The organism is Streptomyces sparsus (genome assembly GCF_054776295.1).
This window is the reverse complement of the sequence record NZ_BAAHCA010000001.1, coordinates 16,169-32,509: the sequence shown is the minus strand read 5'-3', so window position 1 is coordinate 32,509 and position 16,341 is coordinate 16,169. Positions and strand designations below refer to the sequence as shown.

Here is a 16,341-nt window from a genome sequence, read left to right as displayed (position 1 = left end):
CACTGGACCACGAACGGCCGGGACCCTGCCAGGCCGGTCCGGTGCGCACCACCACGCGGCCCGGCCACCCGGCGCGGACCGCACAGGACCGAACGACGGACGACCGAAGCGGTCACGACCAGGTGAGGACCCCCGACATGCCAAGCAGTACCCCGACTGTTGACGTGCCCTGCCCGGACGTGACCGCGGCGGTCACGCCGGGAAGGGATTCCGGCGACACTCCTGCCGAGTACCACCTCGACACCACCGAGATCACCCAGCTCGAGGAGGCCGCCGCACAACTCGCCGGCGCCCACGGGGCGCCGGACCTGCCGGACTTCTACGACCAGGCCCACACGGCCGAGGAACTGCTGCCCGCCGGTCTGCGCAGGTTCCTCCTCTCCTACCGCAGGACCGAGCAGTCCGCCGCGTGCCTGGTGCACGGCTTCCCGGTGGACGACGCGCTGCTCGGACCGACACCGGACCACTGGCGAGAGGCCATCCGCTCCGACACGGCCCGGACCCAGGAGCTGTGGCTGGCGATGTGCGGCATGGTGCTGGGGGACCCGTTCGGCTGGGCGACCCTCCAGGAGGGGCGCATCATCCAGAACATCCTGCCGATCCGAGGCGACGAGCGGCGGCAGAGCGGCTACGGCAGCGAGAGCCTGCTGGAGTTCCACACCGAGGACGGCTTCCACCCGAACCGCTGTGACTACCTCATGCTGTTCGGACTGCGCAACCCCGACCGGGTGCCGACCATCGTCGCCTCCGTCCGTGACGTCCGGCTGAGCGACCACGACCGCGCGGTGCTCGCCGAGGACCGGTTCCGCATCATGCCGGACACCGAGCACATACGGCAGTTGGAGGCCCAGGACCCCGCCCATCCGGCGCTGGAGAAGCTGTACGGGATGATCCGCGGCGCCGTCCCGACCACCGTACTGTCCGGCGACCGGTTCAACCCCTACCTGCGCATCGACCGGCCCTTCATGGACGTCGCGCCGGGGGACACCGAGGCCGAGGGCGCGCTCGACCGGCTGATGGACGAGCTGCACCGGGTGCAGCAGGACGTCGCCGTGGGCCCCGGCTCCCTGCTCATCGTGGACAACTACCGTGCGGTGCACGGCCGCCGGCCGTTCAGGGCCCGCTACGACGGCACCGACCGCTGGCTGAAGAAGCTCACCGTCAGCCGCAACCTGCGCCGCAACATCAGCGGATACGTACTCGGCAACCACCGCGTCATCGTCTGAGCCGATCGGGCGGAAGGAGCAGGAGAAGCACCATGCGCACAGTCATCGTGTCCGGCGCGTCCAGCGGAATCGGACTCGCCACCGCCGAGCGGTTCGCCCGCTCGGGCGACCACGTGGTCAACCTCGACATCCAGGCACTCACCGGGGACGCGGCGGACGGCCCCCGCGAGGGCGGAGGCGAGATCCGGACGGTCATACTCGACATCGCCGACTGGACCGCCGTGGCCGAGGCCGTCGACCAGGTGCACGCCGACCGCGGCCGCCTCGACGTCGTCATCGCCAACGCCGGCATCAGCGTCCGGCACTCCATCCTCGACCTCACCGAGGCGGACGCCCGGCGCACCCTGGACGTCAACCTGATGGGCGTCCTGGCCCTGTGGCGGCACGCCGTCCCGCACATGCTGCGGGAGGGGCACGGAGTGCTCCTGGCGACGGCGTCCGTCAACGGTTCGCGCGGCTACCCCCTCTACGCGGACTACAACGCCAGCAAGGCGGGTGTCGCCTCGCTGTGCCAGACCTTCGCCGTGGAGCTGAGCCCGCTGATCAGGACGGCGTGTGTCGCCCCCGGCGCCGTACTGACACCCATGCAGCGCGCCGAGTACACCGACGCGATGCTCGACGAGGTCAACGAACGCATCCCGGCCCGGCGGCACGCCCTGCCCGAGGAGATCGCGGACGTGTTCCACTTCCTGGCCTCGCCGCAGGCGTCCTTCGTCTCCGGTCAGCAGTTCACCGTGGACGGCGCGGAGACAGCCGGTGCCACCACGGCGTTCTTCCCCGGCCCCACCGAGCCGATGCGCTGACTCGGACGGCGCCCAGCCGCCGGCGTCCGCCCCGCACCGTCCGCTCCAGCCCGCCCCGCCCTGTTCTGCCCCGTTCCGTAGTCGCCCGCCCGTAGCCGAGTCCGAGGAAAACCGCCCCATGGAAACCCGTCCCGCACTCGATCAGGGTCCGCTCGACGCCGTTGATCTCGCCGACCCGCTGCTGCACGCCCACCACGACCTGGGGCCGTTGTGGCGCCGCCTGCGGGACGAGGCGCCGGTGCACTGGCAGCCCGAAAGCAGCGGCCGTCCAGGGTTCTGGGTGATCAGCGGCTACGCGGACGTCGTCTCGGTACTCAGCGACAGCGGGAGCTTCACCTCGGAGCGGGGAAACGTGCTGGACACCCTGCTCGCCGGCGGTGACTCGGCGGCCGGGAGAATGCTGGCCGTCACGGACGGCCAGCCGCACAAGGCGCTGCGCAGCGCCCTGCTGAAGCCGTTCTCACCGCGCTCCCTCAACGTGGTGGTCGAGAGCGTGCGGCGCGGTACCCGGCGGCTGGTCGAGGAGGCGGTGGAGCGGGGTGAGGTGGACTTCGCCGCCGACGTGGCCGCGCACATCCCGCTCGCCGCCATCTGCGACCTGCTCGGCGTGCCGCCCTCCGACCGGCAGCACATCATCGAGCTCACCTCCTCCGCCCTGTCCACCGAGGACGGGCTTCCCAACGAGGAGGCGACCTGGGCGTCGCGCAACGGACTGCTGCTCTACTTCTCGGAGCTGGCCGCCGCCCGGCACGCCAAGCCGTACGACGATGTCGTCAGCCTGCTGGTGACCAGGGAGATCAACGGGCGGCCCCTCACGCACGAGGAGATCGTCTTCAACTGCTACAGCATCATCATGGGCGGCCACGAGACGACCCGCTTCTCGATGGTCGGCGGGCTCCAGGCGCTGATGGACCGGCCCGACCAGTGGCGGGCGCTCAAGTCCGGCGAGGTGACCACGGACTCGGCGGTCGAGGAGGTGCTGCGCTGGACGAGCCCTGCCCTGCACAGCGGGCGGACCGCGACCCAGGACCTCTTCCTCGGTGACCAGTTCGTCGAGGAGGGCGACATCGTCACCACCTGGCTGGCCTCCGCAAACCGCGACGGCCGGGTCTTCGCCGAGCCCGACGAGTTCGACCTGGCGCGGACCCCCAACAAGCACCTGTCGTTCGCCTACGGGCCCCACTTCTGCCTCGGAGCCTTCCTGGCCCGCGCCGAGCTGACGGCCCTCCTGGAGAGCCTGTGCGACCTGGTCGCCGAGGCCCGTCCGACAGGCCCGCCCAGCCATGTGTACTCGAACTTCCTGAGCGGCCTCTCGTCCCAGCCGGTGAGCCTCACCGGAGAGCCGGCAGCGCGTCGAGCACCGCTGACATCGTCTGCCGTGGGTGGGTGCCCGGAAACGAGTGACCGCCCGGCAGCATCCGGGTCCGGTGCTCCGCCGGGGTGTACGCGGCCCACGGCCTGACCTGCGCCACCGGGGCCACCGTGTCGTCCTCGCCGGCGAAGGTGAAGAGCGGGCAGCTCACGCCGACCGGGTGCGGAACGAGGTAGCCCTCGGCGAGGGCCAGGTCGCCCCGGACGGCCGTCAGCAGATCGCTCAGAAAGTCAGGGAAGGCCAGGAGTTCGCGCGGCAGCCCGCCGTTGCTCAGCAGCCAGGCGATCAACTCGTCGTCGGGGCGGGCCGCGATCGGCTCCCGGCTCAGGGCCAGATGCGGCGCGCGGGACGCCGAGGCCAGCAGGGCGCTGGGCGGCCGCAGCCCCGCCCGCTCGATCCGCAGCGTCAGCTCGTACGCCAGCACGGCACCGAAGCTGTGACCGAACAGGGCGTAGGGCATGGTCAGTTCGGGCTCAAGACCGTGGAACAGAGCCTCGACCAGTGCGTCGAGATCGTCCGGTACGGGCTCGGTGATCCGCGAGCCGCGGCCCGGCAACTCCACCGGCGCCAGCTCCAGGTGCTCGGGGACGTGAGGTCGCCAGGCACCGAAGGCGCCCGCGCCACTGCCTGCGGGCGGAAGGCATATCAGCCTCAGGTGAGGGTTTCCGACGGTGAACCGGGCACTGATCCAGTCGACTGCCGGTGTACTGTCCGCTGTGCTCATGGCGGTCAGCCTCACCGCCGCGCCCGGTTCCGGCAAGGCAGCCGGGCGGCAACTTCGGCGGAGACGCCGGACGGAGAGGGAGAGGGAGACGGCGCCGGAGCAGTGCGCTGTGTGGGGATCACGCACGGGGTCCCGCGTTCCCGACGAAGCCCGTAGTTGCCGCGCGCTTGCCGGGACCGTTGCCTGGGCTCGGTGATCGCCGGGTCCTAGCGTCGACGTCATGACTCACACTCCCGCAGCCATCGGCACCGCGGCCATCGCTCCCGTGGTGATCGGTATGGTCCAGGTGGTCGCGCCCCGCAAGCTGGACCGGATCGAACTCGACCATCGGCTCGTCGGTGACCTCGGCTTCCACTCCCTGGTCCTCGCGGAGCTCGGCTACAACCTGGAGGATCTGTTCACGCTCCAGGCGCTGAATCCCGAGGCCGCCATGAAGCTGGAGCGGGTCAGCGACGTGATCGAGCTGGTCAGCGCCGAGGTGGCCGCGGGCCGGGCGGAGCTGCCGGACGCGGACACCCTGAGCGGCATGTTCAGCCGCTACGGCGTCGACAGCCCCCTGGCATGAGCGGCCACGCGGTGGAGCGCCCGGTTCACGCGCTGGTCGCCGATCTGGAGCGGACGCTCGGTGACCCGGGGGCGGAGGGCGGCCCCTTCAGCTTCGCCGAGATCGTCGCGCACGAGGAGAACGACAGCCTTCCGCCGGGAGCGGTGGAGCTGCTCAGGTCGTGGGGCTTCTCCGGGTACCTGGTGCCCGAGGAGTTCGGCGGTCGGCTTCGGAATCTCGAAGACCTCTTCCTGCTCACCCGTACGCTCGCGCGCCGCAACCTGACGCTCGCGGTGATGTTCGGCTCCGCGCTCCTCGGCGCCAACTCGGTGTGGCTGTGGGGGAACGACGAGCAGCGCGCGCGGGTCGCGGGTGCCCTCCTGGACGGGGAGCTCGCCTGCTTCGCGGTGTCCGAACCCGACCACGGCAGCGATCTCGGCACCAACGAGACCACTGCCGAGCCAGACGGTGACGACTTCCTCCTGACCGGAGAGAAGTGGCCCGTCGGCAACGCGACCCGGGGCCGCTTCGTCACGGTCTACGCGGCGCTCGGCGGTTCGCGGTCCTCTCTGTTGCTCCTCGACAAGGAGCAGATGGAGAAGGGCAGTTGGACCAACCACCCGTTCGTGAGGACTGTCGGGTTGCGCGGCCACGACCTCAGCGGCATCACCTTCGACCGCACCAGGGTGCCCGCCGGCGCACTCCTCGGGCGGCCCGGTGCCGGACTGGTCCAGATCCTTCAGGTGCTCCAGATCACCCGTACGGCGATCGGAGCGCTGTCCATCGGCACCATGGACTCGGTGCTGCGGATCGCTCTGCGTCACGCGCGTGAGCGGGTGCTCTACGGACAGGAGATCTACAGACTCCCCGTCATCCGGCGGCACCTGGTCGATTCCCATGTGGACCTGCTGATCGCGGAATGCACGGCGCTGCCGGTGGCGCGTTCGCTCTCCGTCGTGCCGTCCCGGCTCAGCCTGTGGTCGTCCGTGGTCAAGTACCTCGTCCCGACCCTCGGCGAGGAGGTGGTGCAGGAGGCCGCCAGGGTTCTCGGAGCCCGGAGCTACCTGCGGGAAGGCGTGGCCTCCGGCGCTTTCCAGAAGCTCCAGCGCGACCACGCGATCGCGAGCATCTTCGAGGGGACCACGCACGTCAACCTGCACAGCATCGCCTCACAGCTTCCCGCGGTGGCGCGGGTGGCCGACCGTCCCGCCGTCGGCGGGGAAGAGGTACTGCGACAGCTCTTCGACTGTTCCGAGGACGCCCCGCAGTGGCATCCGTCGGGCAGGGCGCTGCGGCTGACCAACGCCAGTGAGGACGAGATCACCCGGGGCTGGGGCCCGGCGGCGGCCGAGGCCCGCCGTATCGCGGAAAGCGAACTCGCCGGGCCCGAGGGCGCCGCGCTCGTCAAGGTCCTCGGTGAGTTCTCCGTGCGCCGGACGGACTTCTACGCGCGGATCGCCGCCGAGGCACCTGACGCCGCCTCCACGCACGGGCAGGATCAGGCCACCGAGCACAGCGTCCACCACGCGGCTGCCTCCTGCCTCTACACCTGGCTCTACTCCTTCGAGCGGGAGCGTGCCGCGCAGGGCGGCAGCGGATGGCTGGTGCTGGTGCTTCAGCGACTGCTGCGGCGGCTGGACCACACGACCGAGCTGGAGGAGAGCTGCTTGCCGTGGCTGGAGGAGCTGATGCTGTCGAGCCTCGACGGCCCGCGGCACTTCTCACTCCAGGCCGTCAGGTCGGCTGCCGGGACGGCGTCGGCATGAGCGTACCGCCGTCCCGACAGCACGTCAGATGGCCTGGCGCCAGGCGCTGCCCGCGAGTGCGGGCCACTCGCGGCCCTGCTCGGCGGACCGTCCGAGGTCCGTCGAGCACTCCTCCTGTGTGACCCAGTGCCGCACGAGTGCGTGGACCCCGTATCTGTACTGCTGCCCCCGATTGATCTGGACCAGCGAGACGTCCGCGAGTTCGGCCAGGAGATGAGCGACGCGTGTGCTTCCGTATCCGCCGCCCGACTGGGCAGGTATCGCGTCCAGGGAGAACGTGCGGGGCAGCGAGGACAGTTCACGGAGCAGCTCGCGGTGAGGCGGAGGCAACAGGTCGTAGCTCCACCGCACGCTGTCCGACAGTGTGCGGTGCCGCGACAGGTCCCCGGCGTCGACGTGTGCGAGCAACTGGAACAGCGTCCTGTCGTGCAGGAGGGTGGTGAGGGGGAGGGACCTGAGTCCTCGCGCGGCCACCTCTATCGCGAGTGGCATGCCGTCGAGGAGTCGGCAGAGCTGCTGCACCAGCGGCAGGCGGTTGCCGAGGTCGAGTGTCGGCAGACTGGCCCGTACCCGGCGCAGGAACAGTTCCACCGCGCTCGGGAGCTCGGTGCCCGAGCTGTCCCGCTGGTCGCACGAAAGCGGCTCGACCTCCCAGGTCTCGGCGGCGCCGACGGCCAGGGCGCGGCGCGAGGTCACGATGATCTGGAGTCCGGGATGCTCGTCGAGGAGCTGCCGCGCGACCCGTGCCGTCTGCTGCGAGACGTGCTCGGCGCTGTCCAGGACCAGGAGCCGCCGTCCGAGCCCGGCACGCGCACCGCCTTCGTCGCTGGTCAGACGCCGCACTACACGCGTCAACTCAGCTGCAGAAGTGGCGGGTTGCAGATGCTGGGGCGGGATGTCGTGCAGTTCGGCGACGGCCACTCCGCCCTGGAACAGCGGGCGCAGCCGCGATGCCGCGGCCAGGGCGATGCGGGTCTTGCCCACGCCACCGGGCCCGGTGAGAACGATCAGCCGACTGCGCTGCATGGCGGAGAGGACGTGCTCCAGGTCGGCCTGACGGCCCACCAACGCGTCACCCAGGGGCCGGGGGCCCTGCCACGGCGGGAGCGCTGCCGTGTCGGAGCGGGGGTCTGAGGGCTGCCCGAGCGCGGGCCGACGCCCACTGTCCCATGGCGCCGGCTCGGAGAACGCGGTGGCGGTTGCGCCGAGCGCGGTGAGCAGCAGGTTCACGGAGGTCCGACGTGGATTGGTGTTGGAGCCGGTCTCCAGGTTGCGGATGGTTCGGACACTGACACCGGAGCGGTCGGACAGCTCCTCCTGCGTCCAGCCGGACAGCCTGCGTTGGTTGAGAAGGAAGTCGCGGAGTTGGTGAATGTCTGTTCTGTCGAAAGAGTAGAGTTCTTTCGTAATCGGCATGTAAAGCCCCCCGTGAATGATTAACAGTGCCAGTCGGGCGCATCCGCGAAATGCGAAATCCGGTCGCCGCCTTTCTTGTGAGAGCGGTGGTACCGACAGGCGAGCGGTGGCACTTGTGGCGCCAGGATGTCCGCGTGTGCGCTGACGAGCGGCTCAGTGAAGCCTCTCCGTGTAATCATGGAGGACCCTACTCGAAAGTTCATCCGAGTGGGAGATGCGAAGGCGGCAGAAAACTCGGCTGAGCAGCATGGCTCCGACCGCTCCGGCTCTGGTCAGCTTGACTCGCCAGCAGGGCCGAGGGCTGCCGGCGGACGTGCTGAATTCATCAGCACGTACCTATTCGTTCCTTGCGGAGTGAGCGCGTGTGGAGGTAGGGGCGCGGCATGGACCCGCTTGTCCGCGTAGCGTGCGCAGCCCTCTTCGAAGAGGCGGGAAACCAGCGTTCAAGGTGTCCTGCACTGATCGGTCGCCTTTCATGTCTGGTGTACGGCCGATACCTGAGCTGTGGGGTGGGACGTGATCCCACGCAGCTCGCCAGGCGGTCGACGGTTCCGGGCGTCGAATCGGATTCGACGAGACATCCCCCTTTCCCGGCGGATCCCCCGTCATGTCGTCCTTCCGGGCACCCGGACAGGAAACGCCGTACTGTCCCGAGGCCGATCGGCGCGGCCGGCCCCGTAGGGGCATCGGCCAAGTCGACGAACGCTCATGACGGCTCAAAAGTACCGCATCGATTTGCCCTCGGACAGGAAAGATTGGCTTAAAACGACATTGTCGGATGGTGAAGTTCGCGCGTCTCGCCGGGGTGATTGCTTCTGATTGTCCTAATTTTTCCCTGCTTTCGGCGCCAAACCACCCAGGTGGTTACCGGGTATGTAGGTGGCTTGAAAGTGCCACTACGGACAGGAGGAGGCTGGAAGACGCCGCCCAGTGCCCTGTGAGCTCGGCTGGAACGGCGGATGAAACGGGCTTTTCGGGCGCCGGGGGGATGGCGCGGAACGTGCCGTCGGGTCGCAGTCGGACGGTGAAGTCCCGAAAGCCGAAACGGGGTCCCGTCCATGGCGAGAACGCCTTGTAGGAAGCCTCCTTGGCGCAGAAGAGCAGACGGTCCAGTGGCAGACCGACAGCCGAGGGGAAGTCCTGCCGGAGCCAGCCCGCCTCGACGTCCGTGACGATCCGCTCCGCCATGAAGCGGGGGAGGGGCTCCCGCGGCTCCGCGTCGATGCCCAGAGCGGCGAAGTCCTCGGTCAGCGCGACAGCGGCCGCGCGATAGCTTCGGCAATGGGTCATGCTCCCCACGACCCCCGCAGGCCAGCCGGGTGCGCCCAGCGGGCCGGGCACCAGGGGCGCCGGGGCCACCCCGAGGGCGGCCAGTGCCGCGCGGGCGCACCCGCGGACCGTGGTGAACTCCTTGCGCCGCTCGTCGTACACCCCTTCCACCACCGCCTGTTCGGCGGCGAAGAGGGTGATGGAGGAGTCCGGGCCGTCGTCGTCGAACGCCTCCCGCGCCCGCACCCCGGCGGGCACCACCTCAGCGATCACGCCTCACCTCCTCCTGGTGAACAAGGGGTTGCGCGGATGCCGCGACCCTTCCGGCTGCGGCGCCCCGATCCGGCCGCCGGCGGCTGATCCGACGGCGTGGCGGGCCGGTCCCGTGCCGGGACCATCGAGGTCCACGACCGTAGTCCGGTCGATCGAGCGGCAACTCCCGCCCCGCGAGTTGCCGGTGCGCTGCCTGGCCCGGCCCGATCCCCATCGACCAGCATGCATCGGAGATCGGCGGCACACGCCCGGACGAGTGCGGAGACCAAGAACAGAGGACGACTAGCCATGGCGCAGGCGCGTCCCGAAGAGACCGAGACGGCTTCGGTCAGCCCCCCGTCGCTGTGGCGGGATCGCGACTACATGTACTGGTGGTCGGGGAACGGCCTGTCGACGCTGGGCACCAGCGTGTCGACACTCGCCTTCCCCCTGCTCATCCTCCACCTGACCGGATCCGCCGCCCAGGCCGGCGTCATCACCGTCCTGCACATGGTCGGCAGGTTGGCCACCCTCGCGTTGGGCGGGGCGCTGGCGGACCGGGTGTCCCGCCGCGCCATCGTGTGCCTGGTACCGCTGGTCCAGGCAGTGGCGATGGGCGTCGTCGCCCTGCTGGTGTACAGGGGCGACCCCTCGATCACCCCGATCGGCGCGATGGCCCTGCTCAGCGGTATGGCGGCCGGACTGCGGGTCGGTGTCTCCATGCCGGTTCTCCGCAGGATCGTTCCCAAGGAGCAGGTCGCGACCGCTACGGCCCAAGGCATGGGCCGCGACATGGTCGCCCAGTTGATCGGCGCTCCGCTCGGCGGCCTGCTGTACGCGATGGGCCGCTGGATCCCGTTCCTCTTCGACGCGATCTCCTTCCTCTTCGTCACCCTGGGCTCCCTGCTGATCCGCCGGCCCCTCGGCCCGGACCGGCGCCCCGGCGACGGGCCGCGGCCCAGCCTGGCCAAGGACGTGGGCGACGGCCTGCGCATGATCAGGCGCAGCAACTACCTGGTGTTCACGCTCATCTGGGGCGCCGTGCTCAACGCCGTCGCCGAGGGCTTCATCCTGCTGTTCGTGGTGCTGGTGCAGCACCGGGGAGGCGGGCCCACGGCGGTCGGTCTCGCCACCTCGCTCGCGGTCACCGGTGGTGTCATCGGCGCGGTCCTCGGCCCGCTGCTGATGGGCAAGCTGGGTGCACGGCGGGTCCTGATCATCTCCGCGTGGGTCTTCATGGCCTCGTTCGCCGTGGTGGTGTGGGTCTCCCAGCCGTGGCAGATCGGCCTGGTCGTGATGGTCGGCATGGTCAGCATGGTGCCGATGAACGTCGTGACCGAGTCGTACGAGGTCCGGCTGGTCCCGGACGAGTACCAGGGCAGGGTCGCGGCGACCAGCCGCTTCTTCATCCAAGGGGTCCAGTGGATCGGCCCGTTGGGAGCGGGCATCCTCGCCGACGCGGCGGGCGTGGAGCGGGCCATCCTGGTGCTGGCGGCAGCCATGGCCCTGCTGGCGATCACCCTGCACGCGGCGCGGCGGTACCTGAGGGTGCTCGACACCCCGTTGGCCGACGTGGAGGAACTCCCCCCGCCGGGGGCCGTGCCCACCGGCGAGGAGAGCGAGCAGCCGGCGGCCCCTCCGGAGGACGACATCCTCACCCCGGTGCCCGGGAGCAAGACGCTCGGAGACACACAGCAGCGATGACGGGCCTCGGCCCACCGACCGGACCACACGAAGGAAGTCATGGAAGATCTTGTTCAGCCCGTATCACTGACAGGCGCCGCCGACAGCCTGCGGACAGGTGCCGTCGAGCCGCAGAAGTACGCGGCCAGGACCATCGAGCGCATCGGCGAAGTGGACGGCACCGTCCAGTCCTTCGTGGCGGAGCCCGGCCGGGCGGACCGGTTGGCCCACGCGGCCCGGGAAGCCGCCCAGCGCGGGACGGAGCCGGCGGACCGGCCTCCGCTCTACGGAGTTCCAGTCGGGATCAAGGACATCATCCACGTCGAGGGGCTGCCCACCGGGGCGGGCTCGGCGCTGCCGCCCGAGGTCCTGGCAGGAGCACAGGCCACGGTCGTGGACCGGCTGCTCAAGGCCGGGGCGCTGATCGCGGGGAAGACGGTGACGGGCGAGTTCGCCGTCACGGCGCCGGGGCCCACCCGTAATCCCCACCGGCTGGAGCACACCCCGGGCGGAACGAGCAGCGGCTCCGCCGCGGCCGTCGCCGCGGGTCTGGTGCCGCTCGCCATCGGCACCCAGACCATCGGGTCGCTCATCCGTCCCGCCGCGTACTGCGGTGTGGTCGGCTTCAAGCCCAGCCACGGACGCGTTCCGCTGGACGGTGTCCTCCCCGTCGCCCCGACCTTCGACACCGTCGGTGTCATCACCGCCAAGGTCGCCGACGCCGCGCTGGCGGCGAGCTGTCTGTGCGACGACTGGCGGCCCGACCGGGCGGCCGCCGGCCGGCCGGTGCTCGGCATCCCGGAGGGGCCGTACATGGGCTTCGCCGAACCGGAGGCCCGTGGTGCCTTCGACGAGCAGGTGGCCGCGCTGCGCACGGCGGGCTACGACGTGGTGAGCGTCCCCATGTTCGAGAACTTCGAGGAAGAGGTCTTCGACTTCTTCGTGATCAACCTCTACGAGCTGTCCCAGGCCCACACCGACTGGTTCGCGAACTACGAGGAGCTCTACGACGCGCGCACCGCCGAGGCCATCCGCCAGGGCCAGGGCGCCCAGGCGTCCGACCACGCGAACTCACTGGCGCGACGCGAGGCGTTCCGTGACAGGCTGGCCGCGTCCACGGCCGAGCACGGCGTCGACCTGTGGATCACCCCCGCCGCCACCGGACCGGCTCCGCTCGGTCTGGAGAGCGCCGGAGACTCGGTGATGTCCCTGCCGTGGAGCGGCGTGGGCCTCCCGTGCCTCACCATCCCCACCGCCCGGCCCGAGGGCGCCCTGCCGCTCGGCTTCCAGTGCGTCGGCCGTGACGGCGATGACGAGCGGCTGCTGCACTGGGCGCTCGACCTCGAAACAGTACTCACCGCGCGGGGAAGCGACACCCGTGAGACCTGAAGGACGACGAGTGGAGACTCCGGTGGAGATGGGCATCGTCGCGACCGGTACCGCGTTCGGCACCCGACGCGATGTGGCCGGGACCGCGGGCGAGTACCTTCCCGATCCCGAGGCCGTCACCAAACTGGGCTACGAGAGCTATCACCGGGTGGCCGACGGTGTGACCGCGGTCGACCTGGCGGCCGAGGCGTCCCGCGCCGCCCTGGAGAACGCCGGCCTCGGCATCGAGGACGTGGACCTGATCGTCCTCGGCCACTCCGACATCCCGCAGTACCTGGGCTGGGACCCTTCCGCGGCGGTGGCCAGGGCGCTCGGCGCCCATGGCACCCCCACCGTGCTGTTCACCCAGTCCTGTGCCGCGTGGTCGACGGCCCTCGACCACGCGGCGGGTGCGATGGCGCTCTCGCCCGACACGGGCACCGTACTGGTGGCCATGGTCAACGTGGTCAGCGAGACGCACACCAACCGGATGGACTTCAACGGCACCGTCGCCAGTGACGGAGCCGCCGCCGCCGTCCTGCGGCGTGGGCACCCACGCTTCCGTCGGCTCTCCTCCGCGAGCTTCACCAATCCCGAGTTCGCGGATCTGTTCCGTATCGAGATCGGCGGTTCCGCCCACCCCGTACCGCCCCCGGGCCGGACGCATCGGGACCTGGATCCGATGATCGCTGTCTACGAACACTTCGGCGCGGACCCCGAGCGCTTCGGCCAGTTCATCGGGGAGGTCGTCGAGCGGTTCGCCGACGTGGTCGATCAGGCCCTGACGAGGGCCGGCCGGGACCGGAGCGAACTGGCCCGGCTCATCTACTTCAACGACAGCCAACGGGCGATCCACGGCGCCGCCGACGCCATCGGTGTCCCCGTCAACCGCACCAACGCCGAACTCGCCCGCCGACTCGGGCACATGGGCGCCGCCGATCAACTGGTGTCCCTCCGACTGCACGCGGAGGCCGGAGAGCTGGTCCCGGGGGACCTCGTCGCCCTCGCGGGTGTCGCCTCCCCCGGCATGCACTGGTTCTGCACGCTCGTCGAAGTGTGAGACCGAACGTTGAGACAAGGCGGTGCTCCCCATGTCATGGCACCAGGAGGGGAAACAAGAATGACCACCGAGTCCGGGACCGAACCGAGGACACCGTTCAGGATCTCCGAGGACGAGATCGCCCAGTTCGTGGTCGAGCGCTTTCTTTCCGGCGTTGAGCGGTCCGAACTCGACCGGGACTACGACCTGTTGGCGACCGGAGTGATCGACAGTCTCGGGGTGCTGCACATCGCGAGCTGGCTGGGCAAGCAGCACGGCATCACCGTGACCGGCCCCGAGCTGACAGCCGGGAACTTCCGTTCCGTGCGGACCATCCGGGCGACGGCCGAGCGGGCGGAAGCGGGGGGCGCGGCGTGACCCGCTCGCTCGTGGCCTCGTTCACGGCTCGCGCGACTGCCCACCCCGATGCCCCCGCGCTCATCTGGGAGGACCAGCCCGTCAGTTACGGCGATCTGTACGCCATGGCCGCCAGGGCACGCACTCAGGTCGAGGAGGCCGCGCCGGACGCCGACCGTCCCGTCGGTCTGCTGGTACGCAAGTCACCGGAAGCCGTGGCCCTGGTGCTCGGCTGCCTGATGGCCGGGCGGACCTTCCTGCTGCCCTCGCACGAGCTGCCCGAAGCGCCCCTGAAAGCCCTCTACCAGCAGGCGGGATGCGCGGTGGTGCTCGGCCTCGCCGACGCTCCACCCGTCGACCGGGTGGTGGACCCGGCCGGGCCTCCCGGGGGCTGCGAGCAGTACCCTCCAGCCGCGGCCGTCGACGACGAAGCCGCGACCTTCATGCTCACCACGTCCGGCTCGACCGGTCTGCCCAAGGTCGTTCCGCTGTCGTCCGGGGCGGTCGGCCGTTTCACCGAGTGGGCGGCCGAGACCTTCGGGATCACGACCGGCGTCACCGTCCTCAACTACGCGCCCCTCAACTTCGATCTGTGCATGCTGGACGTGTGGACGACGCTGGCGTACGGCGGCACCGTCGTGCTGGTCGACCCGGGGAGGGGCGCCTCGGCCGGCTATCTGCGTGATCTGGTCGCCGACCACGCGGTGTCCGTGGTCCAGGGCGTGCCGATGCTCTTCCAGCTGCTCGCAGAGGCGACAGCGGAAAGCGGTTCTCTCGACACGCCCGAGCACGTCATCTTCGCCGGTGACAGCATGCCCGCTCGTGTGCTGGCCGGGGTGTCCACCACCTTCTCCAAAGCACGCTGGTACAACAACTACGGCTGTACCGAGACGAACAACAGCTTCCTCCACGAAGTGGACCAAGGCCGGCCTCTCCGCACCCCGCTGCCGATCGGCCGGCCGCTGGCCGGTGTGCGCTGGCTGATCATCGGCCAGGACGGCCGGGCGTTGACCGGCCCCGGTCAGGGCGAGCTCCTGGTCAACACCCCGTTCCAGAGCACGGGATATGTGAACGCGCCCAACGAGGAGACCTTCGCCCCGCACCCGGACGGTGTGCCCGGCCTCGTCTACTACCGCACCGGCGACATGGTCACCCTGCACGAGGACGGCGCCCTGAGCGTGATCGGCCGGACCGACCACCTGGTGAAGGTACGTGGCTTCCGGGTCAGCACCGAGGGCGTGGAGCAGGTCCTCCTGGAGCACCCGGCCGTCGCCGAGGCCGCCGTCATCGCCCTTCCCGATCCGGTCGCCGGTCATCGCCTGCATGCCCGCCTCCGGCTGACCGAAGCGGGAAGCGTGAACAGCCTCTCGCTGCGGCAGCACTGCTCCGAGCGAACGGTACGCGCGGCGATCCCCAGCGTGATCGAGATGGTGACGGACCCGCTGCCCAGGACCTCCACCGGCAAGGTCGACCGCAACCGGATCAAGGCCTGTGTCCTCGCGGCCGAGGAGGAGTCGACCCGGACTCCGCAGCCCTGAGAAGCCGTGGTTCAACCGAATCATGCGGCCCGCTGGCCGACCTGACGTTCCGCACGTCGAGCCCGGACCGGTGGTTCTTGTGGGAAGAGGCTGGGAAAAGGCATGGCAGCAGGGCCCCTTGGAAGCGAGTGCGTGGTTGAGTGCACCGGTTCCAGGAGGCCCTGCTGTCCCGGTTCCCCGCGTCCGAGGCCGTAGAGACCAGCGGTTCGGCGCGGTCGTGTGACTGAGCCTCTTCCAAGCTCACGCTGCCGCTTGACGAAGGACGCGGACCGCCCGGCGGACAGGGCGCGCCCTGCCGGGCGCGCGTCCGGGACGACCTCTACCAGCCGGCCTTCACCGCACCGTAGGCCCGCTTGCAGTCGGCGTTGGTGGCCTGGTTCTCCAGCTTCTGCATGGAGGTCGACCAGACCTTCTTCGCGACCTTCTCCAGGTCCCGCGTCGCGGCCGGGATGTTGGGCGCGTGCTTCTTGATCGTCGCGAGGGCGGACCGGGCGAACTTGTTGCACACCGGGCCGGCGGCGTTCCGGTAGCCGGCGTCCAGGTCACCGGCCACCGCCTTGCCGTTCGCGGTGGCCCAGTTGTTCCAGGCGGTGCAGGCATCCTGGGTGAACGCCGCCTGGTCGGCGTCGCTCAGGTTGAGGACCTCGACCAGCACGGTGTTCTGGACCTTCGTGGGGACCGTGAAGTCCACGACGGGGAACTTGTCGAGTGTCTCGAGCAGGGCCGTCTGGCACGCGGGCGGCAGCTCGGCGGCTTGCGCGGAAGCGGGCACGGTCAGCGTGGAGGCTGACACGATCACCGCGGTGAGAGCAGCGCGCTGGACGATACGCGAGGAGATCATGGTGGGGGTACTCCTTGGGGGGAAAGTCGATTCCGGACGAGCACGAAAGACGGCCCGGTTACAGAACGATCACGGGCCACTCCGAGTCACGGCCGACCGGGGTGAGGCGGGAACGCTCCTGCCGCCGTCTTCTCCGGCCTCAC

General features: G+C 70.1%; 13 protein-coding genes and 1 pseudogene. 10 read left to right on the top strand and 4 right to left on the bottom strand.

Annotated elements, in window-relative coordinates; translation table 11 throughout:
• Window positions 1–137 precede the first annotated feature (137 nt).
• From gntD to ACYVE9_RS00100, 3 genes are all read left to right on the top strand, one after another.
• Window positions 138–1,226, top strand: coding sequence for a guanitoxin biosynthesis L-enduracididine beta-hydroxylase GntD (gntD, locus tag ACYVE9_RS00110; protein WP_461025587.1), 1,089 nt, complete (start codon window positions 138–140; stop codon window positions 1,224–1,226).
• Window positions 1,227–1,258: 32 nt separating this feature from the next.
• A complete protein-coding gene (locus ACYVE9_RS00105) occupies window positions 1,259–2,029 on the top strand; it encodes an SDR family NAD(P)-dependent oxidoreductase (protein ID WP_461025586.1) in 771 nt (256 codons plus the stop codon).
• Window positions 2,030–2,147: 118 nt separating this feature from the next.
• On the top strand, window positions 2,148–3,491 hold the full coding sequence (locus ACYVE9_RS00100) for a cytochrome P450 (RefSeq protein ID WP_461025585.1): 1,344 nt from the start codon (window positions 2,148–2,150) through the stop codon (window positions 3,489–3,491).
• On the opposite strand, the pseudogene ACYVE9_RS00095 reads toward ACYVE9_RS00100, so the two are convergent.
• A pseudogene (locus ACYVE9_RS00095) lies at window positions 3,451–4,125 on the bottom strand (thioesterase II family protein); the annotation flags it as partial. The gene ACYVE9_RS00100 and the pseudogene ACYVE9_RS00095 overlap by 41 nt on opposite strands.
• Before the next feature lie 220 nt (window positions 4,126–4,345).
• On the opposite strand from ACYVE9_RS00095, the gene ACYVE9_RS00090 reads away from it, so the two are divergent.
• Complete coding sequence (locus ACYVE9_RS00090) at window positions 4,346–4,690, top strand: acyl carrier protein (protein ID WP_461025584.1); 345 nt, start codon at window positions 4,346–4,348, stop codon at window positions 4,688–4,690.
• Window positions 4,687–6,435 (top strand): acyl-CoA dehydrogenase family protein, encoded by a 1,749-nt coding sequence (locus ACYVE9_RS00085; protein WP_461025583.1) that lies wholly within the window; start codon window positions 4,687–4,689, stop codon window positions 6,433–6,435. The genes ACYVE9_RS00090 and ACYVE9_RS00085 overlap by 4 nt, the downstream gene beginning before the upstream one ends.
• A 24-nt stretch (window positions 6,436–6,459) precedes the next feature.
• Here ACYVE9_RS00085 and ACYVE9_RS00080 read toward each other — a convergent pair whose 3' ends face one another.
• Together ACYVE9_RS00080 and ACYVE9_RS00075 are read right to left on the bottom strand one after the other, a co-directional pair.
• A complete protein-coding gene (locus ACYVE9_RS00080; RefSeq protein ID WP_461025582.1) occupies window positions 6,460–7,851 on the bottom strand; it encodes an ATP-binding protein in 1,392 nt (463 codons plus the stop codon).
• An 864-nt stretch (window positions 7,852–8,715) separates the two neighbouring features.
• Complete coding sequence (locus ACYVE9_RS00075; RefSeq protein WP_461025581.1) at window positions 8,716–9,393, bottom strand: 4'-phosphopantetheinyl transferase family protein; 678 nt, start codon at window positions 9,391–9,393, stop codon at window positions 8,716–8,718.
• Between the two features lie 288 nt (window positions 9,394–9,681).
• Here ACYVE9_RS00075 and ACYVE9_RS00070 point away from each other — a divergent pair, with 288 nt between their 5' ends.
• Genes ACYVE9_RS00070 through ACYVE9_RS00050 form a run of 5 tightly spaced genes read left to right on the top strand, consistent with a single transcriptional unit; the run spans window position 9,682 to window position 15,357 of the window.
• Window positions 9,682–11,076 carry an MFS transporter gene (locus ACYVE9_RS00070; RefSeq protein ID WP_461025580.1) on the top strand — a complete coding sequence of 465 codons (1,395 nt, stop codon included), beginning with the start codon at window positions 9,682–9,684 and terminating at the stop codon, window positions 11,074–11,076.
• 39 nt (window positions 11,077–11,115) lie between these two features.
• Window positions 11,116–12,444, top strand: a complete 1,329-nt coding sequence (locus ACYVE9_RS00065) for an amidase (protein WP_461025579.1) — start codon at window positions 11,116–11,118, stop codon at window positions 12,442–12,444.
• 10 nt (window positions 12,445–12,454) lie between these two features.
• On the top strand, window positions 12,455–13,483 hold the full coding sequence (locus ACYVE9_RS00060) for a 3-oxoacyl-ACP synthase III family protein (RefSeq protein WP_461025578.1): 1,029 nt from the start codon (window positions 12,455–12,457) through the stop codon (window positions 13,481–13,483).
• Window positions 13,484–13,543: 60 nt separating this feature from the next.
• A complete protein-coding gene (locus ACYVE9_RS00055; RefSeq protein WP_461025577.1) occupies window positions 13,544–13,840 on the top strand; it encodes an acyl carrier protein in 297 nt (98 codons plus the stop codon).
• Window positions 13,837–15,357 carry an AMP-binding protein gene (locus ACYVE9_RS00050; RefSeq protein ID WP_461025576.1) on the top strand — a complete coding sequence of 507 codons (1,521 nt, stop codon included), beginning with the start codon at window positions 13,837–13,839 and terminating at the stop codon, window positions 15,355–15,357. The genes ACYVE9_RS00055 and ACYVE9_RS00050 overlap by 4 nt, the downstream gene beginning before the upstream one ends.
• Window positions 15,358–15,676: 319 nt before the next feature.
• Here the strand turns inward: ACYVE9_RS00050 and ACYVE9_RS00045 are convergent, their stop codons facing one another.
• Window positions 15,677–16,198: a hypothetical protein gene (locus ACYVE9_RS00045; protein ID WP_461025575.1), complete on the bottom strand. Its 522-nt coding sequence runs from the start codon at window positions 16,196–16,198 to the stop codon at window positions 15,677–15,679.
• Between the last annotated feature and the right edge of the window lie 143 nt (window positions 16,199–16,341).

Bases quoted from the DNA above. Each gene is read 5' to 3' on its own strand.
- gntD (WP_461025587.1), top strand. From the start codon at position 138: ATGCCAAGCAGTACCCCGACTGTTGACGTGCCCTGCCCGGACGTGACC.
- ACYVE9_RS00105 (WP_461025586.1), top strand. From the start codon at position 1,259: ATGCGCACAGTCATCGTGTCCGGCGCGTCCAGCGGAATCGGACTCGCC.
- ACYVE9_RS00100 (WP_461025585.1), top strand. From the start codon at position 2,148: ATGGAAACCCGTCCCGCACTCGATCAGGGTCCGCTCGACGCCGTTGAT.
- ACYVE9_RS00090 (WP_461025584.1), top strand. From the start codon at position 4,346: ATGACTCACACTCCCGCAGCCATCGGCACCGCGGCCATCGCTCCCGTG.
- ACYVE9_RS00085 (WP_461025583.1), top strand. From the start codon at position 4,687: ATGAGCGGCCACGCGGTGGAGCGCCCGGTTCACGCGCTGGTCGCCGAT.
- ACYVE9_RS00080 (WP_461025582.1), bottom strand. From the start codon at position 7,851: ATGCCGATTACGAAAGAACTCTACTCTTTCGACAGAACAGACATTCAC.
- ACYVE9_RS00070 (WP_461025580.1), top strand. From the start codon at position 9,682: ATGGCGCAGGCGCGTCCCGAAGAGACCGAGACGGCTTCGGTCAGCCCC.
- ACYVE9_RS00065 (WP_461025579.1), top strand. From the start codon at position 11,116: ATGGAAGATCTTGTTCAGCCCGTATCACTGACAGGCGCCGCCGACAGC.
- ACYVE9_RS00055 (WP_461025577.1), top strand. From the start codon at position 13,544: ATGACCACCGAGTCCGGGACCGAACCGAGGACACCGTTCAGGATCTCC.
- ACYVE9_RS00045 (WP_461025575.1), bottom strand. From the start codon at position 16,198: ATGATCTCCTCGCGTATCGTCCAGCGCGCTGCTCTCACCGCGGTGATC.